Here is a 24,483-nt window from a genome sequence, read left to right as displayed (position 1 = left end):
TTGTTTCCCCGGTCAGAAAATGCGATCAGTTATTGCGCATTTTGTGTTCTTTGAGAACTAATGTAGGGGCAATCGGGGGAAGTTCAAGGTCGACACAGAGGGTAACTGTCAGAAAATTGACACACCTCAGATTTTCCAGATAGCTGTTGCCATGCGGCCAGTCTGGCCATCGCGACGATAGGAATAGAACCTCTGACTGTCGGAAACCGTACAAAAGTTACCGCCCGAGATATTTTTGACGCCCAAGGCTTCAAGTCGCTTGCGCGCAATCTGGTATATATCAGCCATATAGCGCCCTCCTCGGGCACCCACAGCACTGAAAGCAAGCTCTGACCCTGGAGCTTGCGACACAAAAGCCGCTTTGACTTCTGGTCCGACTTCAAATGCCTTTGGGCCTATGGCAGGCCCAAGCCATGCCATCAAGGTATCGGCTGGCACCTCCATTTTGGCCACCAGGTTTTCCAGCACCCCACCGCACAGACTACGCCAACCAGCATGAGCAGCCGCTACCGTAGTCCCATTCTGGTCACAAAGAATAACAGGCAAACAATCTGCTGTGAGAATAGTACAGGCTCTGCCAACTGTCCGAGTGAAGCTCGCATCAGCTTCAGGGATAGTAGCCGCAACTCCTGCAGGCAAGCAGACGACCTCAGTACCGTGAACCTGACTCAACCACCCGAAGGCGTCGGCCGGAAGGTTGCAAGCGCCAGCCAGCCTGATACGGTTTTCCCGCACATGCTCCGGGACATCACCCACGTGATCTCCCAGGTTCATACTGGACCAAGGCGGCTCACTGACACCACCCGCCCGTGTTGTACATACAGCACGAATGTTTGCGGGCGCCGACCAATCCGGGCGGATCAGCACTGGCACAGAGACAGCATCAGAACTCATTACTCTCCAGTTCCTGAACATGCTTACGCAAAGCTTCGAGCAAACCTATGAAGTCCTCCGGCAAAGGCACATCCCAGCTCAGGGTCTCCCCGGTTGCCGGATGCTCCAGCGTGAGCTGGCGCGCATGCAGCGCCTGACGGTGAAACGCCGAGAGCACTAACCGCAACTCTTCCGTTGTTCCTTTTGGCAGTCGCAACCGACCACCATAGAGGGGATCGCCAACCAGAGGATGCTTTACATAAGCCATGTGCACACGAATCTGGTGTGTGCGACCGCTTTCCAGCTTGCAGCGCACATGGGTATGGGCGGCAAAGCGCTCAATCAGACGGTAGTGAGTCACCGCGGGCTTGCCACTTTTGACCACCCCCATTTTCTTACGTTCATGAGGGTGACGGCCAATGGGCGCGTCCACTGTGGCCCCACCTGTCAGAGTTCCCACGACAACGGCCTCGTACTCGCGCCCCATGGTTCGAGTCTGCAGCTGATCAACCAGAGAGGTGTGAGCTATCAGACTACGCGCCACCACCATGATGCCGGAAGTGTCTTTATCCAGGCGATGAACAATGCCGGCGCGAGGCAGGTTTTCCACCTCCGGCGCATAGTTCAATAACGCGTTCACCAGCGTACCGTCTGCATGGCCAGCAGCTGGATGCACAACCAGGCCGGCCGGTTTATTAATCACAAGAATATGTTCATCTTCGTAAACGATATCCAGACTGATCGCTTCGGCCTGCCAGGTAACCTGCGCCTCAGGCTCGGCATCGAGCTCCAGCCGGTCACTCAGCATTACCTTGTCTCTTGGCTTGCGAGCCTCTCCGTTCACTGTTAACGCTCCGCTGCGAATCCAGGATTGCAGGCGCGAACGTGAATGCTCAGGCATGAGCTCTGCTGCAGCCTGGTCCAAGCGCCGGTCACTCAGAGCAGGCGGTACAGAAAAGCTGGCAGTTATTCGGTTTTCAGATGACATTAAGCCCCCGGGGCCTGTGTGTGTTACGTTTCGGTCAGAATTTGAAACAAACGGGGTAAGCCCTCCATGTGATACTGCACATGAGGCGAGTTCCCCGCTACAATGACGCACTCGAATTTATCGACATTATACGGGATTCCGGCATGAGATCAGGTTTTCGTTTACTGCTACTTTCCACACTGGTTGTTCTTATCAGTGCCTGCGCATCCAACAAGCAGGAGGAAGTGTTGCCGGAAAAAACCTATTATGACAATGCCCGCGAGGCAATGAACTCCGGCAACTTCAATGAATCCGAGCAAAATCTGGACGCCCTGGAAACCTACTATCCTTTCGGCCGCTACGCTGAACAGGCGCAGCTTGATCTGATTTATGCCCGCTATCAAAACCTGGACCTTGAAGGCTCCCGGGCCGCAGCAGACCGCTTTCTGCGCTTGAACCCCCAGAGTGAACATTCTGATTATGCACTCTATATGCGCGGCCTCGCGTCCTACAACCTTGATATAGGCCTGGCCGCACGTTACCTCCCGATTGATGTGTCTGCCCGCGATGCCGGCGAGCAGCAGCAGGCATTCCGGGATTTTAACGAGCTTTTAAATCGATACCCCGACAGCGTATACGCCGCCGATGCCCGCCAGCGCATGATTGCAGTTCGCAACCGGATGGCGGAGCTGGAGCTCCACGCTGCTCGTTATTACATCAAAAGGGAAGCCTACGTGGCCGCCAACAACAGAGCGCGCTACATCATCGAGAACTATCCCTCATCGCCAGTCGTTGAAGAGGCCCTGATTATCCTGGCCGAAACTTTCGACTTCCTGGAGTTCAATAAAGGCTCTCAGGATGCGATTGCGCTGCTGCGCCAGAACTTCCCGGAAAGCAGCGCCTTCAATAGCGACGGTGAGTTTCAGGCAAGCCTGTTGAAGCGTGAGAACCGCTCACTCTCCAGCGTGGTCACCTTCGGACTCATGGGCGATGAATAACCCGAAATAAACCCGCCACCTCTCCGTTAATTGCCGCTTTTCCAGCCACTGGTAATGGGATAGCGGCGATCTTTCCCAAAACCGCGCTCCGTGATCCGAACACCGATCGGGGCTTGCCGGCGCTTATACTCATTGATATCGACCAGGCGAATGACACGACTTACATCCGCTTTGTCGAAACCCTCGGCGATAATTGCATCCGCACTGAAATCCCGCTCAACATAGAGGTTCAGAATCTCGTCCAGCACGTCGTAACCGGGAAGACTGTCTTCATCTTTCTGATCAGGCGCCAACTCCGCTGAAGGCGGGCGCGTAATAACCCGCTCAGGAATAACCGGCGACACGGAGTTGCGATACCAGGCGAGACGAAAAACAAGCGTCTTAGGCACATCCTTGAGCACATCGAACCCACCAGCCATATCGCCATACAGAGTGGAATACCCCACCGCCATCTCGCTTTTATTACCGGTTGTCAGCACCAGCGAACCAAACTTATTGGAGAGTGACATCAGCAAAACACCACGGATTCGGGCCTGGAGATTCTCCTCTGTGGTGTCCGGGACTGTGCCCTCAAACGGTGCTGCCAAGGTCGCCATGAAAGCTTCGTACATAGGCTCGATTGAGTACACGTCGTATTGAACGCCCATCGTCAATGCTTGACCTTCTGCATCTTCAAGGCTGATACCGGACGTATACCTGAACGGCATCATTACAGCGCGGACACGCTCCGGCCCCAGGGCGTCCACCGCCACTGCCAGCGTCAGAGCAGAATCAATACCGCCGGAAAGCCCGAGTACCACCGATTTGAAACCGTTTTTGTTTACATAGTCGCGCACCCCGGTCACAAGCGCGTTGTAAACGTTTGCCTCCAGTGAGGGCGCGACAGGCACTGGCTGTGAGGCAGGCTGGCAATGCAGGTCACACAGGAAATCTACCGGGAACAGGCCGTCGGCAAACTGGGGCACCTCCACTGCAGGCGCACCAGAGTGGTCGTAAACCATCGAACCGCCATCAAACACCAGTTCATCCTGCGCACCCACCAAATTTACATATATGATGCTTACCCGGTTCTCGCGAGACTTACGCTCAAGCAGCGCCCTTCTCCGCTCTTGCTTGCCGATGTCGTAGGGCGATGCGTTCAGATTGATAATCAGGCGCGCACCTGCCGCCGCGGAGTCCTCCACCGGGCCGTCAGACCAGATATCTTCGCACACCGTGAGACCCACCGGCACACCACAGATGTCGACCACCGTTGCACCTGCACCATCTGCAAAATAGCGCTTCTCGTCAAACACCTGATAATTGGGCGGAAAGCGCTTGAAATAACGCCCCGTGATTTCGCCGTTTTCGATCACCACCGCCGCATTGTAAAGCAGTCCCTCACTCCGGAGGGGGGCACCTATGACTATCGCTGCACCCAATTGCGCATTCTGCAGACGTTCCAGCGCCTCACTCACTCTGAGATCCATACTGGGACGCAGCAACAAATCTTCTGGCGGATACCCAGTAATGCAAAGCTCAGGAAAAACAACGATATCCGCATCATGTGCGGAGCAGGCACTTTTAACAGCGTCAATAATCAGCCCGGTGTTACCCGGAATATCCCCCACCAGAAAATCCATCTGCGCCATTACAACCCGCAATTTGCGGTGCGACTTACTAGAAAGCGGGGTACTCCCGGAAACAGACATAGATTGGCTCCTGTAACTCATTGCCACGAAAAGGCTATTATAACCTCCCACAGACCCTGATTTCTTCTGCTCAACAACGGATTTCCGAAAACCATGGCGACAGACACGGTATCAGCAGTCAGTTCCGGCAAAAGAGCCCCCGGCTTTCAGCAAGGAAAACTGTTCCGCATTTACAATCATTACCGGGTTGTGATCAGCCTCGTGCTGGTCGCCCTGCTGTTTGTTGACCCGGTCAATTTTGACGTCCGTTTCCGGCTTCTGGATTACTACCAGTTTGGCGTAATGGGTTATCTCGCTCTGAACAGCTTCATTGGGCTGACGATGCTTGCGGGGTTTCAGCCAGGCAAGCGACACATCACGTTATCCATATTGCTGGACATTCTGATTCTGCACGGCCTTTTGTTTGCCAGCACCGGCATCACTAACGGGCTGGCCAATCTCGTGATTGTTTCTGTCGCCGCTGGCAACATCCTTAACCCCAGCCGCACGGGAACATTTTATGCGGCCCTTGCGGCCATATGCTCTCTCAGTATTTCTGGCTGGGCAGTGCTGACAATCGGGGGTGCAGCCGATGACATGGTGCGCGCCGGCTCTCTTGGTATCCTGTATTTCGCTACTGCATTTGTTTTGCAGAATATTTCGCGGCGAATGATGCGCAGCGAGGCTCTGGCCAGCAGCCGCGCACAAAGCATTGTGGAACTCGAGCAAATCAATCAACAGATTATTCAGCGCATGCGCACCGGTATTCTTGTGCTTGACCGTTTCGGCCAAATACGGCTCGCGAACGCGGCGGCTGAAGAACTGCTGTTTGGCATCCCCACCGATAAAGGAACGCCTCCAACTCGTCCGAGAACCCTGCCCACCCTTCTCAAATCCGGTTTGGAAGACTGGCTTAGAAATCCCGCAAGGCGAATAGAACCCTTCCAGTCGGCCCCCACTTCGCCGCTCCTGCAAGTTAATTTTACCCAGCTTGATCAGGAGCGCGGAGACCAGATTCTCGTATTTATCGAAGACATGAGCAAAGTGACCCAACAGGCCCAGCAGATGAAACTGGCATCACTCGGTCGGCTGACGGCCGGGATTGCTCACGAAATTCGCAACCCCCTTGGAGCCATCAGCCATGCGGCCCAGCTGATGGAGGAATCGCCCCATCTCGACACCGGAGATCAGCAAATGCTGGGCATTATCCAGCGCCATTCCCGGCGGGCAAATGGAATTATCGAGAATGTGCTCAGCCTTTCCCGGCGCAAATCAGCCCGTGCCGACCTGGTTGATTTAAATAGTTGGCTGGAGGAATTCAGAACGGATTTTCTCCAGACTCAGGACAACACCATACCAAGCACAACCGTGATATTGAGCACAGCTTCGAATATGCCCGAGGCCCGATTTGATAAAAGCCAGATCGAACAGGTACTGGTAAACCTGTGTGACAATGGCTTGCGTTACAGCCAACAGCAGACCGGTGAACGCAAAATTGAATTGCGGGCAGGCGCTACGGCAGATGGCGGGCGAGCCTACGTGGATGTCAGAGATTTTGGCCCTGGCCTGGCTAAAGACTCAAGCCACCTGGTGTTCGAACCCTTTTACACCACTGACAAGGGCGGCACAGGTCTGGGGCTTTATCTGGCGAGAGAACTGTGCGAGTCTAATCAGGCCCACTTATCCCTTGTGGAAGACGACCAACCCGGCTGTTGTTTCCGCATTACCTTTGCCCACCCTGGGCGCATGATTTGACGTGGAACTGACAAAACGGAATTGATAGAACAAGATGACCACCCATACAGCTCTGATTGTTGACGACGAGCCCGACATCCGGGACCTCCTCGAAATTACCCTTACACGGATGGGTATTAAAACCCTGACTGCTGCAGATCTCGCAGGTGCATTCAGACTACTGGAGCAGCACACTCCCCAGCTTTGTCTGACAGACATGAACCTGCCAGACGGCAACGGCATAGAGCTGGTGCAGTGGATCCAGCAGCACCGACCGGACACGCCCGTTGCTGTTATCACCGCTTATGGCAACATGGATACGGCAATTGAATCGCTGAAAGCCGGCGCATTTGACTTCGTCTCCAAGCCGGTCGAGCTCTCCAGGCTCCGGGAACTGGTAAACAGCGCCCTGAAGCTATCGGAGCCAAGCCCTGTTATCGATGACAACAACGATGAGCCAGGCCTTCTGCTAGGCAATTCTGCGCACATTAAGAAGTTACGCAACCAGACCCGAAAACTGGCGAGAAGCCAGGCACCTGTCTTTGTCAGTGGTGAGTCCGGTAGCGGTAAAGAGCTGGTCGCGCGGATGATTCACTTGCAGGGCCCTCGCAACACCGGGCCTTTCATTGCCGTAAACTGCGGTGCAATTCCGTCAGAGTTGATGGAGAGCGAGTTTTTCGGGCATAAAAAAGGCAGTTTTACGGGCGCTGTCGAAAACAAAGACGGGCTCTTCCGCTCCGCCGACGGCGGCACGCTGTTTTTGGACGAGGTGGCCGACCTGCCCCTCGCCATGCAGGTAAAACTGCTGCGCGCCATTCAGGAAAAAGCGGTGCGCCCGGTAGGCGACACCAAAGAACTGCCCGTCGACATAAGATTACTGAGTGCGACCCACAAAAATCTGGCAGAGCTGGTTCAGGAAGGCAGCTTCCGACAGGATCTGTTTTACCGGATTAATGTCATCGAGCTTGCTGTACCTCCCCTTCGGGATCGCAAGGACGATATCGCGCTTCTGGCAAACCACATACTTGAACGCATTGCCCGGGAATACGAGTGCGATGCGGCAACGCTCACTCAGGACGCAATTGACCGACTGAAAGATCATGATTTCCCGGGCAACGTGCGGGAACTGGAAAACATCCTCGAGCGCGCCTTTACCCTGTGTGATGCCGATAAGATTAGCGCTAATGATCTGCATCTTGGCAACGGCCTGAGCTGTGGAGGGGGCGGCGCCAATGGCGCAGCGACTGCAGACGCCAGCCCGGCTTTGGTACCGGAGGGTGACATTGATCTGGAGGGCTACCTGGAGTCAATCGAACGACAGGCTATTGAAAAAGCACTGGAGGCGACCCGCTGGAACAAAACGGCGGCGGCGAAGAGGTTGGGGATTAGTTTCAGAGCATTGCGGTATCGGTTGAAGAAGTTGGGGATGGAGTAGTTTTCAAGGTATCTTGTATACCTTATCGCAGCGGCACGCAGGATGCGTTCGCTAATTAATCACTGTTACATGGATGTTGGACAATGCTTGCTCACAAAAGTCGTGGCTTTTCACTTTTGGAATTAATGATTGTGGTGGTTATCGCTGCAATTCTCGTAAATATCGCGCTACCCTCATTCACATCCCTCATCAGCAATCAGGAACGAAAAGGCGCCTTGCATGACCTGATGGGGGTGTTTGCGTTTGCCAGGCAACATGCTGTAATGCACGGGGCCATTATCACGGTATGCCCGCTTGACGCCACTCGCACTTGTGGCAGAGATTGGAATGGCAACATTCACGTTTTTCTGGATTCTGACAACACCAGAAAACTAATCGCAAATGAAAACCTTCTCAGAACCATTTCCCCAAGCGGCAACGGACGCCTTATAGCCCGCTCGCTAAACCGAAGTTTTTTTCAATTCAGACCTACCGGATTCATACACAGCGACTTGGGTAACATTACATGGTGTCCCGAATCGCGAGATCCCGCGTTAGCAGGCCAGATCATAATCAGTCGGGGCGGTCGGGTAAGAATTGCCAGGGATACGGATAATGACGGTATCCCTGAGGACTCACAAGGCCGACCACTTCACTGTTAGCCTGGCCACCGCTACCAACAGTTAGTTCCGGACGTCGATGTTTTTGCTCCTGTCTGGGCCAACCTTAATGTCCCACAATCATCGTTCGCCTGATCGCCTGCCGGAACGGCTTGCACTGAAAAGGCATTTGCCGTTGCAGCGCCATTCAAGCTGAAATTGTAAAAAGCCGTTCCGTTTCGCGGAGACTGGGTAAACGGCAATACCGGCTGATTGCCACCCTCAAGGTAAGAGAAGTCCGCCGCATATTGCCTCTCCATCCATTGCGCAAGCTCCATAAGATCCGCCTGAGCTGTCGCCCTGCGAGTCTGTCGAACATTGTCCACGTAGGAGGGATAAGCGATTGCGGCAATGATTCCAATGATTGCCACGACAATCATCAGTTCGATCAGAGTAAAACCGGCTGCTCGCCCCCGGTAGCCCGTGCCCAGATTAATGTTCAAAATGTATCCACTCCCTGCAACACCAAACGTCCATCATCACCCTTGTACTCAGCAACAACATTTAACAGGCGTTGCCCCTCCCGAAGGATAGCCATCGCACTACCTGCTGAAATAACCTGGTTATTGACGGTGACAGAGCCTTCGAGGAAGTATTCACGGTCATCTATAACGATCCGGCTATCTTCCCGATAGACGGCGTCGAGTACCGCGTACTGCGCTCCCTCGACGCCTGAATCACTATAACCCTGGGAATCAGGAGTCACCCTCTCCTGGGCCACTGAGCTCAGGCTCCACACGCCCAGAGTCGTTGCAACAATGATCGAAAATAATATTCTCATGCAGTTATCCTCTATTATCTGATCGGTGACGTTTCCGGCCGGCCTATTCGTTTACCAGCTCGTTCCAGCCACGTCGCCCTGCGTTGGCCACGGATCCGCTAAGAGGCGGAATCTCAACAACGTCCACCGCGTCATCATCATCACTGCCCGGAGTGAAGCGGAAATTACCCAAAATAGTAGATTGGTTCGGTAAGCCGCTGCTCCGGTACCCCGCAACCTTATCTCCGAATTTAAGGAAAGCACGATTTTCAGGAGTCCGGCCATCCAGACCAAATGCCATCAACCAACCACTGCCGCCGCCAAGGCAGGGGTTTTGATCCGGGATTGTAGTGTTCAGATACAGGAACTCTCCACGAACCTGAGGGCTGACCACAGCTCTCTCCCCGTTCGTAGGCAGATCAACGTACCAGCCTTTGACCGTTGTAAAGTCCATTGCATCGCCAGTCGAATAGCGAACGTCAGTAGTTACACCGGAAACCTCCAGCGTTCCCTGGGTGATACTGCGTGACTCCAGGCTGCTACGCGTCAGACCAGAACTACCTCTGTCCCAGATACCGTACACAGACTGAGTATCATTGGAAGTAACATCGTTTGCCTCCAGGTATTGACCTGTACCGAAATAAATCATCAGGTTCGGAAGGTTACCTGCACGGGAAGTTGTACTGTTTGCCGCCGCAACTGGCGCCGCTGTAATCGGCTGATCAGACCCTGCAGTAAAAACAGGTTCTGGAGATCCACCCGATTGATAGGTCGAGGCCCAGGTACCGGTGCCACTCAGTTTCGCGGCCCATAGATTGCCATCCAGGTCACCTGCATAAACACGATCTACCAGATAGTCACCCGTGGTGTCGAGGGCCAGCAAAGGAGAAAGGCCGTCACCGCCACCTTCAAACTCGACATAACGAACATCAGCAGCATCCCAGGTGCCGTCCATTCCGCCCTCAATATCGAGCATGAAAAATCCGGTACTGGCTGTATCGGAGTTATATCCATTAGATACAAAAGCAGTCCAGCGTGTATCTGTGCCCCATTTTGTCACACCGATGATAGGGGCCTGAGTAACATAACCCATACGGCTGTCATCAGTACCTGTAAACTCCCAGAGCACAATTTTTTCGGCATTTGCTTCAGAAAAACCGGAAGGATCGGTAACGTCCAGAGCAAAAATACCTTTTGCGCCTGCACGACCACCACCAACGATGATACTTCTCCAGTCTTCATCCGTAGTCAGAGAGCCATCAATCTCCTTGCCCTTGGTAAAGATGTCCTGCTGACGGATTTCCAGATCCACATAGTACCGATGCTGATAGGAGGGATCTGTCAGGAAGTGCAACCCGGCATTGTTCGCAGTCGAGTTATAGACAAACCCTGGAATGTACGCGAGCACTTCATTACCCCCGCTCGCCGTTCCGCTAAAACCATGGAGCATTCCGTCATTGGAACCGGAGTACACAACCGGCGCACGTGACTCGTTATCTTCGACAAAATCGGAGAAGCGCTTGGATGTAGTTCCGAAAGGCGCCGAATCAGGCCATATCCCTCGAGGCGCCGCAACATACTCCGGTGAGGAATTAACAATTGATCCCAGGCGGCTACCACGTTTACGCCATCCAGTGGTCTCATCAAAAGACAAGTCCCCTCGAATATAAGCAAGCCGCTGCTCAGCAACGGTATCGCCGACACTTCCATACCGGAGGTCATTTTTCTGGCTGGCAGACAGATCATCCCACCGGAATCCTTTTGCTCCATTGCCAAAGGTAACGATTACCCTGTCATCGGTCGACAGATCCCGGTCATCGAGAATAGTCCGTGCAGACCAGCCGTCACCGTTCGCTATTGCGTCGTTCATGTCAGGTACAACAGGGTTCGCCGCAGTACCACCTAACTCCGCCGCTTTCAGGTCACCCGTCCATCCGTTAGGGTCGAACTGGGATGCAAAAATCAGCGCGCCCTCCTGGAAAGAAGAAACGTCGAACTCAACCGCTGTGGAAGAACCAGCTTCAGCAACAATATCTCCGACAGTTCCCGCAAGCTCTGTGGCAAAACTTTCCGGGTCTGCCGCACTAAAGAACCCGCCTCGCCCATTAACTGCAGCGTGGATCATATCGTTTACTTTATCTTCGTTTGATGATCCACCCCACCAGTCAATATAGGTTCCGGTTTTTATGGCATTGAACGCGGCAACAGGATCAACCGATCCTTCTACACCCAGCCCCACGGTATAAGTCGACATGTGCTGCCAGAATGCGGGGTTCTTCTCAGAGGTTGGCACATAATTATTTATGTCCGTTCTCAGATCCCGCTTCCAGTAATACATTGAGACATCGGCTAGCGAGCGACGGCTTCCATCCTCAAACGGGTCGCCCTTAATATACTGGAACGAATCACCTTTGTTGTTCGATATTGGAGAGCCATCCTCATCATCTGCCCAGTCAATATCTTCATCTGGATTGCTACCGTTGTAATAACCATCAGACATCAAAATCGTATAGGCCAGCCGGCATTCCCGAACTGGGTTGGTGTTACTTACGCTCTTACTCGGATCATCCGACCAGGCTTTCTCGCTGCGTTCGTAATACCTCCCTGCGCCTTCCAGAGCCCGCCTCAAAGGCGTGCCGCCACTAGAGGGCGCATCATAAAGCCAGTCGATAAAGTCTTCTCTCCTGTCGGTGCTATATTCTCTTACGCCCTCTTCAACCGCACGGATACTAGAGGCGTCGTCCACTGAATGAGAGCCTCGGTTAATACGCCCCCAACCAAGACGAAAGCTCTCTGGCAGGTTGTAGAATGCCGTGCTGATGCCAGCCCTCGCGGCTTTAACACGCGTGTTGTAATACGAATACCAGTTTGCAAAATTCGTTTTCTCGCTTTCGGACAGGCCATTAACCGAAACATAGGTATAACAGCTATCCTGCCTGGGATTTGCATCGCAGGATGAAGAGCTATTGAATTGCCAGTAAAAACCACCGCCCTCAACGTTGTAGTTTCTGATCGCAAATCTATCACTCAAGTCTGTAGAGCCACTGCCGCTGCTGTACCCATTATAGGGTGCTGAGGTGTAAGAAGAGTTAGGAAGAGTTCCCGTTCCGTCTGCCTGAAGAGGGGGGCTGTATGTCACAGCGGGGTTGTACCAGATTTTGTTAACTTGCGAAGAATAGTAAAATCGATAATTCGCATTTTCACCATCCTGGTCGCCGTTTACACTCTGTATGCTGTAATAGCCACTTATATCATCCGGCATATATTCCCAGGCCATGGAACCTGAGTCATCCAGAATAAACATCAGATTCGGTGCCACCGCACTCCCGATAAACAAGGGTTCCTGCGCAAAATCAGGCCGCGCAGAATAGCCCGCAGTGGGAAGAACGAGTAAAGCAGCAGACACCATAACTTTAAGATCTAACGTGCTCATGGATTACCTCCTCCCAGCCCAGTGGGCAGAAATACATAAAAACCCTCAAGTAAGCGCATGCTCGTACCCGAAGGTCCGGCGGTTCTTACAAGGATACGTGCGTAATCAAATTCAGCGGAGCCCTCCGAACCATACTGGCTGAAGTCCCGTGGCAGCTGAGCTTCAGCATCCACGACAACCTTGCCCTTGTACTCAAACATATATAGAGGGGTAACACCGCCCACCGCAGTCCCCTTAATTGCCTCCTTGGGATCACCGGAGCCATCCAGCTCCCAGCTCTCCGACGCGAACGGAGACGGCGCCAGACCGTTGGGATCGGTTCCATCATGAAAACCAGTTACCGAGCCAAAATCGTCCAGATCAGAGAGGCCGTCGAGTGTTGCTTCGGCTTCACGCATGGCCGTTTCCGCAGTCTCCAATGCCAACATACCGTCTCGCTGAGCCGTCGACATACGCTCCTGCATGATACTGCCCTGCATTCCCGAAACCGCCAGTAAAGTCAGCACCAGCAATATCACCAGTGACAACAACAGCGCTGCACCCTTCTGTTTGTTCGCTATTTGCATATTTGTACCATCCTTCTAGAACGGATTTCTGAGAGTATTGGAAAATGTGTATACCCTATACATCCGCTCGTCTCCCGCCGTTGTCAGCTTGCTCGTATCGGTGACACAGTCCTCCCACCCTGGGAAGCAATAGGTTTGAGTGCTGTCCATAACGTTATCACTCGGTGAAGCTATCAGGAGGCTTACCTCCACCGCGAGCACATCATCCCAGCTAGTAACCGCCGAAGCCTCGCGCCAGTTCTGAACACCCGCCGCAACCGTGCCTTCGCCAAACCGCACGCTCATATCCTCAACACCAGCGACCAGTTCAATATCTGTTCCGTCAGCCTGTCTCATGAACAGGGAACTGCCACCGTCCGCAGCTGTGCCAATAAAATAGGCTTCGCTGTAAGGCTCAAAAATCTCCGTGCCTTGCGCATAAACAGTGCTCAGGCATGATCCCACTGACGTGCATGCGAGCGGAATATTCCCACTCAGATCATTTCCCGGGTTACCATCGGCACCTGCACTGTCATCAGCTTTCAGTGTGATGTCGTTACCGGAGGTGGTAAGTTCCGATATCTGGAAAATATCGCCCATCTCGCAATTAGTGATGTATGCCAGATCGTTAACGACCAGACTGCCAGGATCATCCGCACCATCTTCATCGCTATCTTCAAGCTGGATGTCATTGGTAGCGGTCAAATCAGCACCCAATTTCACAATTGCTCCAGGACGCCTTACCCCGGTGACATTAATAAAATCCGTGCCTGCAGTAGCCGCACCCGGACGTTCGGTATAACCACCGGTTTCTGTGGCCGATACGCCCAAGGTAACAAAACCATGCCGAACCTCATCGTATTCGCCATCGGTACTGTCCAGGCTATTGGTTATGCCATTTACAGGGAAACAACCAAAAAAGCCTGCATTACGAATGGCACGGGACAATATATCTACTGAAATCCGCCCAGACTCCAAAGATCTGGCTGCGGCCTCGTTATGGCGAAACGACTGGCTGTTGGATGTAAAAACCTGAACAAGCCCCACCGTCAGCAATGTACCAAGCAACAACGCGATCATTAACTCAATTAGCGACAACCCAGTTTGGGTTGCCGGATTCACTGAAAACCGGAAGAGGCGCTTCATTTACAATCTCGCATCCACAGTCAAAGTTTGGGTTACCAAGCCATCAGCAGCAGCTGAATTCAAGGAATCTCGCTCTACCCAGGTCACCTCCACCTCAGCGGAAGTTGCGGTTCCGTTCATGGTCACCTTAAGATCGGCTCCCGCCCCAAGATCGGCCAGCATTTGTGCTTTCAGGCTATCCATCTGGGCTGTGGAAAGCGTGGCACCACCATTCGACCGCAATCGTTCCGCAACCGTCTGAGCATACATGGTGGCTTCAGAGCGCAGCGTCGAGTTGACAGTTTGTTGCATGGACACCAACTGGACACCAGCCACACCCAGGAGGCCTATTGCGAGCACCAAAATCGAAATCAGAACCTCTATCATGGTGAATCCACGCTGAGGCTTTCCTGACAAAAGGGGTTTTATCATCGTGACAACCTCATTATGGACAAGTGATCCGCGCCGATCTGATCTGGCCACCGGCAGTTATTCTTACTCTGGTCCCATCTTCACCAGATGCCCTGCATACACTGAATTCCGAACCACCACTCAGCAGTAAACCAGTTGCACCGAATCTTGGATTACCCCCGTTCGTCAGAGCAATCGTGAACTGGCCTGATGCACCCTGAAATTCACTGATCACTGACCCACCATCAGTGACCTGATAGCTTTCGGTGAAAGTCGGATTAGGCACCAAAGACACCGGCCCACCTAATCGAACTGCCTCGGCACGCGCGGTGTTCAGCGCGCCCACCAAGTCGTTGGTGGTTGTCGTGAGCTGGTTACTTTCGATAAGCCGAGAGAAATTCGGCACCGCAATAGCTGCGACAACTCCCAATACCGCCATAAGTACGAGGAGCTCTATCAGAGTAAAACCATTTCTGAACTTGACAGACATAGACTCATCATCCTGTTCTTTTAGTCAGAGGATAAACAGGCCGGCACAATCAAGCTAGTGCGGCGTGATAAGCGGACACTCAGGGGGGATAAACGGTAGAAGGGCGCTCAAAACGAGGCTTGCATCACAATTTTTCTGTAATCCTAGCCTCGCATTTATTGCAATGCTTCTAAGAAAGCATCGTTAGGAAACATTGACGGCATCAATCCGCAATTCCTTAGGCATAGAAAAAACAATATTCTCCTCACGCCCGGCAATCTCTTCGGGCACACTGCCCCCAAGGTCCTGCAGGCGGGCAATCACATCGTTAACCAGCACTTCTGGCGCCGAGGCACCCGCGGTAACGCCGACTGATTCTTTGCCTTCCAGCCACTGCGGATCAATCTGCGATGCTTCATCAATCAAGTAAGCCGGCGTACCCATGCGCTCCGCCAGTTCACGCAGGCGGTTGGAATTGGAGCTGTTGGGTGAGCCCACAACCAGCATCAAGTCACAGTCACCGGCAAGCTGCTTTACTGCATCCTGCCGGTTCTGGGTGGCGTAGCAGATATCGTCTTTACGTGGGCCCTCAATGTCCGGGAACCTTTCGCGCAGTGCGTCAATAACCCGGGCGGTGTCGTCCATGGAAAGCGTGGTCTGGGTAACATAGGAAACATGTGCCGGGTCGCTTACCTCCAGACGCGACACGTCATCTTCGTTCTCGACCAGATAAATATTACCACCGTTACTGTGGTCGTACTGCCCCATAGTACCTTCCACTTCCGGATGGCCCTGGTGCCCAATCAGCACGCATTCACGGCCATCCCGGCTATAGCGCATGACTTCCAGGTGCACCTTGGTAACCAGCGGGCAAGTGGCATCGAATACCTTCAGGCCACGGCGGGCAGCCTCACTCTGCACTGCCTGGGATACTCCGTGCGCGCTGAAGATAACCAGTTTGTCGTCTGGCACTTCATCCAACTCATCTACAAAGATTGCCCCGCGGTTGCGGAGGTTGTTGACCACGAATTTGTTATGCACAACCTCGTGACGAACGTAAATGGGCGCGCCAAACACATCCAGAGCGCGATTTACGATCTCGATGGCGCGATCCACACCTGCACAAAAGCCACGGGGGTTTGCCAGTCTTATTTGCATAATCAGTGCGTCTGCCCTGCCGGTTCTACGTCAATAACTTCGATATCAAAAGTCAGTGTACGCCCGGACAACGGGTGATTGAAGTCCACTTCCACTTCATCGCCTTCTACCCGGCTGACCACCCCGGGCAACTCTTGCTGGCGCGCATCGGCAAAGGAAATCATAACGCCGGGATCCAGCACCATATCCGCACTGAATTCGTGCCGCTTGAAGGTCTGTACATTATTGGGGTTTCGCTGACCAAAAGCCTTCTCCGGTGGCACCTGGTGACTGGCCTTGTCGCCGGCCCTCATGCCCATCAGGTAGGACTCAAAGTTTTCCGGCAGGCTTTCGTCACCGATTTCCAGCGTTGCAGGATCTTTATCGAAGGTAGAATCGATAACTTCACCGCTATCGAACTTCAGCGCAAAGTGCAGGGTTACGCGCGTCCCCTTATCTACAGGCAATTCTTTCATGGGCTTTATTCGCTCCCGTTCTCAGGCGTGCCGGATTCAGCAGGCTTGCGGAACATATCAATGATCATCATGGCGGCACCTATGGTAATCGCGGTATCAGCCAGATTGAATGCGGGAAAGTGCCAGTCCTGCCAGTAGAAATGCAGGAAGTCGACAACATAACCGTGCACAACCCGGTCGTATACATTACCGAGCGCCCCACCGAGGATCAGTACGATAGCAATGGCCGACCAGGTCTCATGACGCTGAAGATTTCTCAGCCAGCCGATCAGTACCACGCTGACCACGAGCGCCAGCGTTACAAAGAACCAACGCTGCCAGCCGGCCGCTCCCGCCAGGAAACTGAACGCTGCGCCGGTGTTGTGCAGGAGCGTCAGGTTGAACATGGGAATCACCGGCACCGGATTGCCGTAGGTGAGCATGGCTGTGGCCATGGCTTTGGTGCCGAGATCAAGAGCAATCACCAGAACCGCCAGCCAGAGCCACTTCAATTTGCTTCCCGTTACCTGCTCATCCATTGCCAATTCCATCAGGCAAACGAGCGGGTTTCACCCGGCCCTTCAACATTCGTAATACAGCGGCCACACAGGTCTTCGTGGGCAGTATTCGTTCCCACATCTTCCCGGTGATGCCAGCAACGTTCGCACTTGGCGTAAGTCGCCGGAGTCACTTTCACCAGCAACCCCTCATAGCTGGTCGTCTCTGCCCCGCCTGCTTCCGATACCGGCCTCACGATTGCTTCGGAGGTAATCAGGACAAAGCGAAGCTCTTCCCCGAGAAACTCCAGATCAGCCGCCAGTTCACCTTCGCAATAAAGCGTAACCTCAGCACTCAGTGACCCTTTGATTTCACCACGGGCACGGGCTTCTTCCATGCATTTATTCACCGCTTCTTTTACACCGTATATCCGGCGCCAGTAATCCCTGCCAAGTTCGACATCGTCAGGAAGCGCTGTAAGGCCCTCATACCAGGTTTCGTAGAACACGGTATCGCCGCGCTCACCCGGCAGGTGCTGCCAGATCTCATCAGCCGTGAAACTCAGAATTGGAGCAATCCAGCGCACCAGGGCTTCGGCCACGTGATATAGCGCCGTCTGGCACGAGCGTCGCGCCAGGCTGTCGGCCTGAGTGGTGTACTGGCGGTCCTTGATGATGTCGAGGTAAAAGCCTCCCAAGGTCGCTTCACAGAAGCTGTACACTTTCTGATAGATGCGCAGGAATGCGTAGTTCTGGTAGTCCTCATGCAGTTCGTTCTGCAACTGGAGAGCGCGATCCACCATCCAGCGATCCAGGGCAATCATATTTTCCGGAGCAACCATGTGCTGCTTCGGATCAAAACCTGTGAGATTGCTCAGCAGGAAGCGTGAGGTATTACGGATACGCCGATATCCGTCGGCAGTTTGCCGCAGGATATCTTTGGAAACTGTCATCTCGCCGCTGTAATCAGTAGCAGAAACCCACAGGCGGAGAATATCGGCACCCAGCTCATTCATGACTTCCTGAGGCGCGATCACGTTGCCCAGGGATTTGGACATCTTCAGGCCTTTGCCGTCCACGGTAAAACCGTGAGTAAGCACCTGCCGGTATGGCGCAACTCCGTTCATGGCAATGGAGGTTTTCAGAGAAGACTGGAACCAGCCACGGTGTTGGTCAGAGCCCTCGAGGTACATATCAGCAGGGAACTGACCCAGTTCCGGGCGCACCCGCAGAACAGATTCGTGGGTCACCCCGGAATCGAACCACACATCCAGCGTATCCAGAACCTTTTCGTAGTGATCGGCATCGTCACCCAGCAGTTCGCTGGCATCTATTTCATACCAAGCATCAATGCCGCCGGTTTCGATAGCCTGAGCCACTTTCTCAATCAGACTCTGGGTATCCGGGTGCAATTCCTGAGTTTCTTTGTGGATAAACAGCGTAATCGGCACGCCCCAGGTGCGCTGGCGTGAGATACACCAATCCGGGGACTGCTGGAACATCGCCTCAATACGATTCTGCCCCCAGGCAGGCACCCAGCGCACGCCCTTGATGGCTTCAAGTGCGTTTGCGCGGAGATTCTCTTTATCCATACTGATGAACCACTGCGGCGTTGCGCGGTAGATCAGCGGCGTTTTAGTGCGCCAGCAATGGGGGAAGCTGTGGCGGAACTTTTCCTTGCGCACGAGCTTGCCTTCGCGAGCCAGTGCCTCACAGACCGGATCGTCCGCTTTATAAACATGGATGCCCGCAAACTCACCGGCAGCACTGGTGTACGTGCCGTCAGCCTGCACCATGTTTAGCGTACCAATGTCGTAGGATTTACCCACGACAAAGTCTTCCATACCGTGATCCGGTGCCGTATGTACTGCACCGGTACCCGCATCGATAGAAACATGGTCACCCAGAATTGCAGGTACCTGCTTATCGTAGATCGGATGTTGCAGGGATAGATTTTCAAGGTCTGCGCCCAAACAGGTGGCCAGCACTTCAAAATCCGCAATCTCCCAGCGCGCCATCACACCATCAACCATGGCGGCGGCGAGAATCATGCGCTCGGGACCATTGCCCGCGTCAACCTGCACCAGCGAATATTCCAGGTCAGCGTTCAACGACACAGCCTGGTTGGCTGGAATGGTCCAAGGTGTAGTGGTCCAGATAACGATGGACACCTCACCTTCGCCTTTGTCGGTACCAAACAGCGACAAGGCTTTGGCCTGATCAACAGCAGTGAAGCGGACATCGATCTGCGTTGAAGTTTTGTCCTGATATTCCACTTCGGCCTCAGCAAGCGCGGACTGACCGACCACACTCCAGTAAACCGGTTTGAAACCACGAACCAGATGGCCCTTGGCGACGATCTTGCCCAGAGCACGAACAATGCCGGCTTCCACTTTCGGATCCATGGTGAGGTAGGGCTTATCCCACTCACCCATAACTCCAAGGCGTATAAAGTCAGCTTTCTGGCCAGCGATCTGTTTGGTCGCGTAATCGCGGCACGCCTGACGGAAGGTCTTGTAGTCGACCTTCACTCCAGCCTTGCCGATTTCCTGTTCGACCTTGTGTTCAATAGGCAAACCATGGCAATCCCAACCCGGCACGTAGGGCGCATCGAAGCCCATAAAGCCACGGGATTTCACGATCATATCTTTCAGGATCTTGTTAACCGCGTGACCAATGTGAATACTGCCGTTGGCGTAGGGAGGGCCATCGTGAAGGATGAACTTTTCACGCCCTTCGCGCTGCTGGCGCAGATTGGCGTAGACGTCCAGATCCTGCCAGCGCTTGAGCATCTCGGGCTCGCGCTTGGCCAGGTTGCCGCGCATAGGAAACGCAGTTTCCGGCAGATTCAGAGTGTGCTTATAGTCGCTCATGGTTTGTGTGCGTACTCTTTTGGTCAGTTTGAGTCAGTGATGTTCTGCCCGGGATGTTCGGTCAACCATACTCTGGCAGAGTCGAAGTCCCTGGCTATCTGCGCTTTCAGCGCATCGATGGAGTCGAACTTTTCTTCATCCCGCAGCTTGTGGCGGAAAACAACGTCAATATGCTGGCCGTAAAGTGTGCCAGTAAAGTCAAAGAGGTGCACTTCCAATGCCGGCTGTTTACCATCCACTGTCGGGCGCAAGCCGATATTTGCAACACCGTCCTGCGTCTCACCGCTCTCAAGTCTTGCGCCGACCACATAAACGCCACGCAATGGCGGCATCTGGCGCAACAGGATATTGGCAGTAGGCGATCCGATACTGCGCCCCAACTGTCTGCCATAAACGACTCGTCCGACTATGTGATAAGGATGTCCAAGCAGGGCCTCGGCCTTTTCCAGCTGGCTTTCCAGAAGCAGGTTTCGGATACGGGTACTGCTTACACGCTCATCAGCAACGGATACTGTGTGGGTATTTTCCACAGAAAAACCGACAATTGCCCCCACCGCCTCAAGTAACCGAAAATCTCCAGCACGATCGCACCCAAAGCGGAAATCATCGCCAACAACGAGATGGCGCACCGCAAGCCCTTCGATGAGCACATCCTCGATAAAGCCCATACCGGAATAACCGCGAAAAGTTTCATCGAACTTCAGGCACAGCACGATATCAATGCCCGCCGCCAACAGGGCTCCCAGCTTATGTCGAAACCCCATCAACCTTGGCGGCGCCTCAAGCCCCTGAAAGAACTCCCTGGGCTGAGGCTCGAAAATGATCACAACCGAGGGCAAATCCAGCACCCGCGCCTTATTTTTGACCTGGTCAATAATGGTTTGATGGCCCAGATGGACGCCATCGAAGTTACCAATTGTAGCGACGCAGCCTTCTGCCAGCGGTGAATCCACCTGCCTGGAGAGTATTTTCAGGTTGGTCAGACCCCGGATCAGACGCATGCAATGCGAACCTTCATTTGCCAGTTGGCTTTCAGCGCTTGTCTGTGTGCAAGGCGCTGGTGAGAAAACGCGCGATTATACCTTACCTCTGCCGAAAATGTCTTACCCGCACCCCTGCCAACGCAAGAACGAGGAAGTAGGTACCACTGGCAGCCACGACCATCATTCCCATATGGAGCGAACGCTGAATTCCGTCTGCCGACAGCCAGCGCATGACCGGCATGTTCAGCCAGAGGATGACGGCAACCATGGCAGCATTCGCGAGACCGATCTGTACAAGATATTTTCCCCAGCCGGGCTGGCTTTGCCAGGCTCCCTGCCGCCTCAGCCCGCGCCAGAGCAGAACCGCATTAAGCCAGGCTGACAGCGACGTCGCCAGCGCCAGGCCAGCATGGGCCAAAGGCACGATGAGTGCCAGATTGAAAACCATATTGGCCACCATGGCGATGATGCCAATTTTCACGGGCGTACTGGTGTCCTGCCGCGCAAAAAAACCCGGCGCCAAAACCTTGATAACCATGAAGGCGAGCAAGCCCGAAGAATAGGCCCGCAGGCTCTGAGCCGACATGGCGACATCTCTGTCCGTAACCTCGCCATAATGAAACAGGGTTGCAATTAACGGCTCTGCAAGCAACCCCAGAGCCAGCGCAGAGGGAACGCCGATGATCAATACGGCGCGAACAGCCCAATCCAGCGTGGCGGCAAACTGGTCTGCAGAGGCTGCGGCATGTTTACGTGACAAGCTGGGTAGAATGACAGTCGCAATGGCAATTCCGAAGACACCCAGGGGCAACTCGGAAAGCCGGTCGGAATAATACAGCCAGGATACACTTCCCGTTTGCAGAAAAGACGCCAAAACCGTGTCCAGCAGGAGATTGATCTGGCTGACGGAGACACCGAAAAGCGCCGGCACCATTAGTTTGAGAATGCGACTGACGCCTTCGTGCCGATAGTCAACACGAGGTCGCGGCATAAGCCCCAGTCGCATCAGGAAAGGCAACTGGAAAAACAACTGAAGCGCACCAGCAATGAACACACCCCAAGCCAGAGCCATGACCGGCTCGCTCATCAACGGCGTGAGATACACAGCAGCACCGATCATGGCTAGATTGAGTAAAACCGGCGTAAATGCGGGCACTGCGAAACGGTCGTAGCTATTGAGAATGCCGCCAGCAAATGCTGTAAGGGAAATCATCAATAAATAAGGAAAGGTGATGCGCAACATATCGCTCGTCAGCGCAAATTTGACGTCATCATCCAGGAAGCCTGGAGCAAAGACGGCGGTCAAAAGCGGCGCACCGAGCATCGCAACCAGGGTTATACCCAGCAGAACAAGGCCTAGAGAGCCGGCAACCGCATCGACCAAACGCTTCACGTCAGAGGCCGGGCGATTCTCTCGATAGGATGACAACACAGGTACGAACGCCTGAGAAAACGCACCTTCTGCAAAAAGCCGGCGTAAAAAGTTGGGGATTTTGAAGGCAACAAAGAAGGCATCAGCTCCGGCCCCGGCGCCAAAATAGCGCGCAATCACCATATCCCGTACCAGACCCAGCACCCGGGATAACATGGTCATCACCCCGACCAAACCGGATGACCTGAGCAGGCCCGGGGCTTTGACCGGTGACTGTTTCTCCGGCGGCTGCGCCGGTGATTTATCGGGTTGCGATGGCATGCGGGCTTCTATCCGGGTTGCGCACTCTTTCGGCCGGGTATTTCGGGAATTACCTGCTTCCCTCCTGAACCCGTATCCAGCGAGCCGGGAGTTTACCACAGCCCTTTCGGATCATGGGATCAAATGGGCTTTGGTATTGACATTTACAGGTTTGAGCGGCATAGTTCCGCGTCATTTATTTCGACGCGCTGGTTATGGGCGCGCCCGCGATTTCAGGAAGCCTCTGGTTAACGTTTTGTTCAGAGTTTTCCGTACGAATCATTCAGTAACGAATTTTAAGTACTTTCAGGAGTTTTACGGTGGCAAATACCCCGCAAGCCAAAAAGCGCGCACGTCAGAACGAGAAAAACCGCAAGCACAACGCAAGCCTGCGTTCCATGACTCGCACGTACATGAAAAAAGTTCAGACTAAAATTGAGTCTGGCAACTACGAAGAAGCCCAAGCCGCATTTCAGACTGCCCAGCCTATTATGGACAGCATGGTTAACAAAGGCATCTTCACCAAGAACAAGGTTGCTCGCCAGAAGAGCCGCATGAGCGCCAAGATCAAAGCGCTGAAGAGTGCCTGATAGCGCCTTGCGCTAACCAAAAGCTCTTGTTGCGATAAAAAAAACCGGCTATTAAGCCGGTTTTTTTATTTCAGACAATCACCATATTATCCCGATGAATCATTTCTTCATCAGAAATATAGCCCAGAACCTCTGCAATACTGCTGCTTGAATGGCCCGCTATTGCCCTGGCCTCAACTGCGTCGTAATTCGCCAGCCCACGCGCAACCTCACACCCTTTCTGATCGACACAGGACACCATCTCGCCTCGGCGAAACTGCCCGGCAACACCCTTGACGCCAACAGGCAGAAGGCTGCGCCCACCCTGGCGAAGCACCTTCACTGCACCGTCATCCAGTGTCAGCTTACCCCGGGTCTGTAAATGGCTGGCCAGCCACTGCTTGCGCGCTGCAATACGCCCCTGCTCGGGAAGCAGCAGAGTGCCTAGAACGTCACCCCGGCGAAGCCTCGCAAGGACACCTTCTTCACGGCCACCCGCGATTACCGTAAAGGCTCCAGAGCGCGCAGCCAGGCGCGCAGCGCGCACCTTGGTCTGCATACCGCCACGACCAAGCGCACCAGCGCTCCCGCCAGCCATCTCATCCAGCTCACGATCACCGGCAAGGCCCTCCGTCACCAATCGGGCATCGGGGTTTTTGCGAGGATCCTTATCGAACAGCCCTAGCTGATCGGTCAGGATAATCAGACCATCCGCCTCAACCACGTTGGCAACCAGAGCGCCGAGCGTGTCGTTATCACCAAAGCGGATCTCGTCGGTAACTACCGTATCGTTTTCGTTTACGATAGGCACAACACCAAAGTCCAGAAGGGCCCTGAGCGTACTGCGCCCATTCAGATAGCGCTTGCGGTCGGAAAGGTCATCGTGGGTCAGCAGAATCTGGGCGGTATGAATACCGTGGCGTTTGAACTCAGCCTCCCAAGTCTGGACCAAACCCATCTGACCGACCGCAGCAGCAGCCTGAAGCTCATGCAGTTTTTCCGGGCGTTTTTTCCAGCCAAGACGACTCATGCCTTCAGCGACCGAGCCGGAAGAAACCACAACCAACTCCACACCCTGCTTAACCAGCGCTGCCATCTGATCTACCCAAAGCCCGAGCGCCGGTACATCCAGGCCACGACCATCATTGGTCAGCAGAGCACTTCCGATTTTTACCACCAGGCGTCGAGCCTGAGGCAGCTGAGCGCGTTCAGTCATGATTCAGACACTATATCTTTCTG

General features: G+C 53.9%; 22 protein-coding genes. 5 read left to right on the top strand and 17 right to left on the bottom strand.

Features of this window, described 5'->3' with window-relative positions; translation table 11 throughout:
- Positions 1 to 126: 126 nt before the first annotated feature.
- A complete protein-coding gene (pgeF, locus tag Q4501_RS17495) occupies positions 127 to 894 on the bottom strand; it encodes a peptidoglycan editing factor PgeF (RefSeq protein ID WP_303597546.1) in 768 nt (255 codons plus the stop codon).
- Positions 884 to 1,861 carry a 23S rRNA pseudouridine(1911/1915/1917) synthase RluD gene (rluD, locus tag Q4501_RS17490; protein WP_303597545.1) on the bottom strand — a complete coding sequence of 326 codons (978 nt, stop codon included), beginning with the start codon at positions 1,859 to 1,861 and terminating at the stop codon, positions 884 to 886. The genes pgeF and rluD overlap by 11 nt, the downstream gene beginning before the upstream one ends.
- A gap of 143 nt (positions 1,862 to 2,004) precedes the next feature.
- On the opposite strand from rluD, the gene Q4501_RS17485 reads away from it, so the two are divergent.
- Positions 2,005 to 2,838, top strand: a complete 834-nt coding sequence (locus Q4501_RS17485; protein WP_303597555.1) for an outer membrane protein assembly factor BamD — start codon at positions 2,005 to 2,007, stop codon at positions 2,836 to 2,838.
- Between the two features lie 26 nt (positions 2,839 to 2,864).
- Here Q4501_RS17485 and Q4501_RS17480 read toward each other — a convergent pair whose 3' ends face one another.
- On the bottom strand, positions 2,865 to 4,529 hold the full coding sequence (locus Q4501_RS17480; RefSeq protein ID WP_303597544.1) for an NAD+ synthase: 1,665 nt from the start codon (positions 4,527 to 4,529) through the stop codon (positions 2,865 to 2,867).
- Positions 4,530 to 4,622: 93 nt separating this feature from the next.
- Between Q4501_RS17480 and Q4501_RS17475 the strand changes: the two genes are divergently transcribed.
- From Q4501_RS17475 to Q4501_RS18535, 3 genes are all read left to right on the top strand, one after another.
- Positions 4,623 to 6,263 carry a PAS domain-containing sensor histidine kinase gene (locus tag Q4501_RS17475; RefSeq protein ID WP_303597543.1) on the top strand — a complete coding sequence of 547 codons (1,641 nt, stop codon included), beginning with the start codon at positions 4,623 to 4,625 and terminating at the stop codon, positions 6,261 to 6,263.
- Positions 6,264 to 6,297: 34 nt separating this feature from the next.
- Positions 6,298 to 7,677, top strand: a complete 1,380-nt coding sequence (locus Q4501_RS17470) for a sigma-54 dependent transcriptional regulator (RefSeq protein ID WP_303597542.1) — start codon at positions 6,298 to 6,300, stop codon at positions 7,675 to 7,677.
- A gap of 83 nt (positions 7,678 to 7,760) precedes the next feature.
- Entirely contained in the window at positions 7,761 to 8,318 is a 558-nt protein-coding gene (locus Q4501_RS18535; RefSeq protein ID WP_368497982.1) for a GspH/FimT family pseudopilin, read from the top strand.
- Between the two features lie 11 nt (positions 8,319 to 8,329).
- Here Q4501_RS18535 and Q4501_RS17465 read toward each other — a convergent pair whose 3' ends face one another.
- From Q4501_RS17465 to murJ, 13 genes are all read right to left on the bottom strand, one after another.
- A complete protein-coding gene (locus tag Q4501_RS17465) occupies positions 8,330 to 8,758 on the bottom strand; it encodes a type IV pilin protein (RefSeq protein WP_303597541.1) in 429 nt (142 codons plus the stop codon).
- Positions 8,755 to 9,096: a hypothetical protein gene (locus Q4501_RS17460; protein WP_303597540.1), complete on the bottom strand. Its 342-nt coding sequence runs from the start codon at positions 9,094 to 9,096 to the stop codon at positions 8,755 to 8,757. Before Q4501_RS17460 ends, Q4501_RS17465 begins: the two co-directional genes overlap by 4 nt.
- A gap of 43 nt (positions 9,097 to 9,139) precedes the next feature.
- Positions 9,140 to 12,508, bottom strand: a complete 3,369-nt coding sequence (locus Q4501_RS17455) for a pilus assembly protein (protein ID WP_303597539.1) — start codon at positions 12,506 to 12,508, stop codon at positions 9,140 to 9,142.
- Positions 12,505 to 13,074 carry a PilX N-terminal domain-containing pilus assembly protein gene (locus tag Q4501_RS17450; RefSeq protein WP_303597538.1) on the bottom strand — a complete coding sequence of 190 codons (570 nt, stop codon included), beginning with the start codon at positions 13,072 to 13,074 and terminating at the stop codon, positions 12,505 to 12,507. The genes Q4501_RS17455 and Q4501_RS17450 overlap by 4 nt, the downstream gene beginning before the upstream one ends.
- A 15-nt stretch (positions 13,075 to 13,089) precedes the next feature.
- Positions 13,090 to 14,199 carry a PilW family protein gene (locus tag Q4501_RS17445; RefSeq protein WP_303597537.1) on the bottom strand — a complete coding sequence of 370 codons (1,110 nt, stop codon included), beginning with the start codon at positions 14,197 to 14,199 and terminating at the stop codon, positions 13,090 to 13,092.
- Positions 14,200 to 14,610: a type IV pilus modification protein PilV gene (gene pilV / locus Q4501_RS17440; RefSeq protein WP_303597536.1), complete on the bottom strand. Its 411-nt coding sequence runs from the start codon at positions 14,608 to 14,610 to the stop codon at positions 14,200 to 14,202.
- Between the two features lie 13 nt (positions 14,611 to 14,623).
- Positions 14,624 to 15,079 (bottom strand): GspH/FimT family pseudopilin, encoded by a 456-nt coding sequence (locus tag Q4501_RS17435; protein WP_303597535.1) that lies wholly within the window; start codon positions 15,077 to 15,079, stop codon positions 14,624 to 14,626.
- 183 nt (positions 15,080 to 15,262) lie between these two features.
- A complete protein-coding gene (ispH, locus tag Q4501_RS17430) occupies positions 15,263 to 16,216 on the bottom strand; it encodes a 4-hydroxy-3-methylbut-2-enyl diphosphate reductase (protein ID WP_303597534.1) in 954 nt (317 codons plus the stop codon).
- A 2-nt stretch (positions 16,217 to 16,218) separates the two neighbouring features.
- Positions 16,219 to 16,671 (bottom strand): FKBP-type peptidyl-prolyl cis-trans isomerase, encoded by a 453-nt coding sequence (gene fkpB / locus Q4501_RS17425; RefSeq protein WP_303597533.1) that lies wholly within the window; start codon positions 16,669 to 16,671, stop codon positions 16,219 to 16,221.
- Between the two features lie 5 nt (positions 16,672 to 16,676).
- Positions 16,677 to 17,201, bottom strand: a complete 525-nt coding sequence (gene lspA / locus Q4501_RS17420; RefSeq protein ID WP_303597532.1) for a signal peptidase II — start codon at positions 17,199 to 17,201, stop codon at positions 16,677 to 16,679.
- Positions 17,201 to 20,020 carry an isoleucine--tRNA ligase gene (gene ileS, locus Q4501_RS17415; protein WP_303597531.1) on the bottom strand — a complete coding sequence of 940 codons (2,820 nt, stop codon included), beginning with the start codon at positions 20,018 to 20,020 and terminating at the stop codon, positions 17,201 to 17,203. Before ileS ends, lspA begins: the two co-directional genes overlap by 1 nt.
- 23 nt (positions 20,021 to 20,043) lie before the next feature.
- Positions 20,044 to 21,021: a bifunctional riboflavin kinase/FAD synthetase gene (gene ribF, locus Q4501_RS17410; RefSeq protein ID WP_303597530.1), complete on the bottom strand. Its 978-nt coding sequence runs from the start codon at positions 21,019 to 21,021 to the stop codon at positions 20,044 to 20,046.
- Positions 21,022 to 21,103: 82 nt separating this feature from the next.
- On the bottom strand, positions 21,104 to 22,696 hold the full coding sequence (gene murJ, locus Q4501_RS17405) for a murein biosynthesis integral membrane protein MurJ (protein ID WP_303597529.1): 1,593 nt from the start codon (positions 22,694 to 22,696) through the stop codon (positions 21,104 to 21,106).
- A gap of 299 nt (positions 22,697 to 22,995) precedes the next feature.
- Here murJ and rpsT point away from each other — a divergent pair, with 299 nt between their 5' ends.
- Complete coding sequence (rpsT, locus tag Q4501_RS17400; RefSeq protein ID WP_303597528.1) at positions 22,996 to 23,265, top strand: 30S ribosomal protein S20; 270 nt, start codon at positions 22,996 to 22,998, stop codon at positions 23,263 to 23,265.
- Between the two features lie 70 nt (positions 23,266 to 23,335).
- Here the strand turns inward: rpsT and proB are convergent, their stop codons facing one another.
- Positions 23,336 to 24,460 carry a glutamate 5-kinase gene (gene proB, locus Q4501_RS17395; protein ID WP_303597527.1) on the bottom strand — a complete coding sequence of 375 codons (1,125 nt, stop codon included), beginning with the start codon at positions 24,458 to 24,460 and terminating at the stop codon, positions 23,336 to 23,338.
- Between the last annotated feature and the right edge of the window lie 23 nt (positions 24,461 to 24,483).

Source organism: Marinobacter sp. 2_MG-2023, assembly GCF_030546935.1.
Lineage (GTDB): Bacteria > Pseudomonadota > Gammaproteobacteria > Pseudomonadales > Oleiphilaceae > Marinobacter.
The sequence above is the reverse complement of the archived record's forward strand: the minus strand, read 5'-3'. Positions and strand labels throughout refer to the sequence as shown.

What these genes read in the sequence shown, in the direction of transcription:
- pgeF (WP_303597546.1), bottom strand. Translation starts at nt 894, where the DNA reads ATGAGTTCTGATGCTGTCTCTGTGCCAGTGCTGATCCGCCCGGATTGG.
- rluD (WP_303597545.1), bottom strand. Translation starts at nt 1,861, where the DNA reads ATGTCATCTGAAAACCGAATAACTGCCAGCTTTTCTGTACCGCCTGCT.
- Q4501_RS17485 (WP_303597555.1), top strand. Translation starts at nt 2,005, where the DNA reads ATGAGATCAGGTTTTCGTTTACTGCTACTTTCCACACTGGTTGTTCTT.
- Q4501_RS17480 (WP_303597544.1), bottom strand. Translation starts at nt 4,529, where the DNA reads ATGTCTGTTTCCGGGAGTACCCCGCTTTCTAGTAAGTCGCACCGCAAA.
- Q4501_RS17475 (WP_303597543.1), top strand. Translation starts at nt 4,623, where the DNA reads ATGGCGACAGACACGGTATCAGCAGTCAGTTCCGGCAAAAGAGCCCCC.
- Q4501_RS17470 (WP_303597542.1), top strand. Translation starts at nt 6,298, where the DNA reads ATGACCACCCATACAGCTCTGATTGTTGACGACGAGCCCGACATCCGG.
- Q4501_RS18535 (WP_368497982.1), top strand. Translation starts at nt 7,761, where the DNA reads ATGCTTGCTCACAAAAGTCGTGGCTTTTCACTTTTGGAATTAATGATT.
- Q4501_RS17460 (WP_303597540.1), bottom strand. Translation starts at nt 9,096, where the DNA reads ATGAGAATATTATTTTCGATCATTGTTGCAACGACTCTGGGCGTGTGG.
- Q4501_RS17455 (WP_303597539.1), bottom strand. Translation starts at nt 12,508, where the DNA reads ATGAGCACGTTAGATCTTAAAGTTATGGTGTCTGCTGCTTTACTCGTT.
- Q4501_RS17450 (WP_303597538.1), bottom strand. Translation starts at nt 13,074, where the DNA reads ATGCAAATAGCGAACAAACAGAAGGGTGCAGCGCTGTTGTTGTCACTG.
- Q4501_RS17445 (WP_303597537.1), bottom strand. Translation starts at nt 14,199, where the DNA reads ATGAAGCGCCTCTTCCGGTTTTCAGTGAATCCGGCAACCCAAACTGGG.
- pilV (WP_303597536.1), bottom strand. Translation starts at nt 14,610, where the DNA reads ATGATAAAACCCCTTTTGTCAGGAAAGCCTCAGCGTGGATTCACCATG.
- Q4501_RS17435 (WP_303597535.1), bottom strand. Translation starts at nt 15,079, where the DNA reads ATGTCTGTCAAGTTCAGAAATGGTTTTACTCTGATAGAGCTCCTCGTA.
- ispH (WP_303597534.1), bottom strand. Translation starts at nt 16,216, where the DNA reads ATGCAAATAAGACTGGCAAACCCCCGTGGCTTTTGTGCAGGTGTGGAT.
- fkpB (WP_303597533.1), bottom strand. Translation starts at nt 16,671, where the DNA reads ATGAAAGAATTGCCTGTAGATAAGGGGACGCGCGTAACCCTGCACTTT.
- lspA (WP_303597532.1), bottom strand. Translation starts at nt 17,201, where the DNA reads ATGGAATTGGCAATGGATGAGCAGGTAACGGGAAGCAAATTGAAGTGG.
- ileS (WP_303597531.1), bottom strand. Translation starts at nt 20,020, where the DNA reads ATGAGCGACTATAAGCACACTCTGAATCTGCCGGAAACTGCGTTTCCT.
- ribF (WP_303597530.1), bottom strand. Translation starts at nt 21,021, where the DNA reads ATGCGTCTGATCCGGGGTCTGACCAACCTGAAAATACTCTCCAGGCAG.
- murJ (WP_303597529.1), bottom strand. Translation starts at nt 22,696, where the DNA reads ATGCCATCGCAACCCGATAAATCACCGGCGCAGCCGCCGGAGAAACAG.
- proB (WP_303597527.1), bottom strand. Translation starts at nt 24,460, where the DNA reads ATGACTGAACGCGCTCAGCTGCCTCAGGCTCGACGCCTGGTGGTAAAA.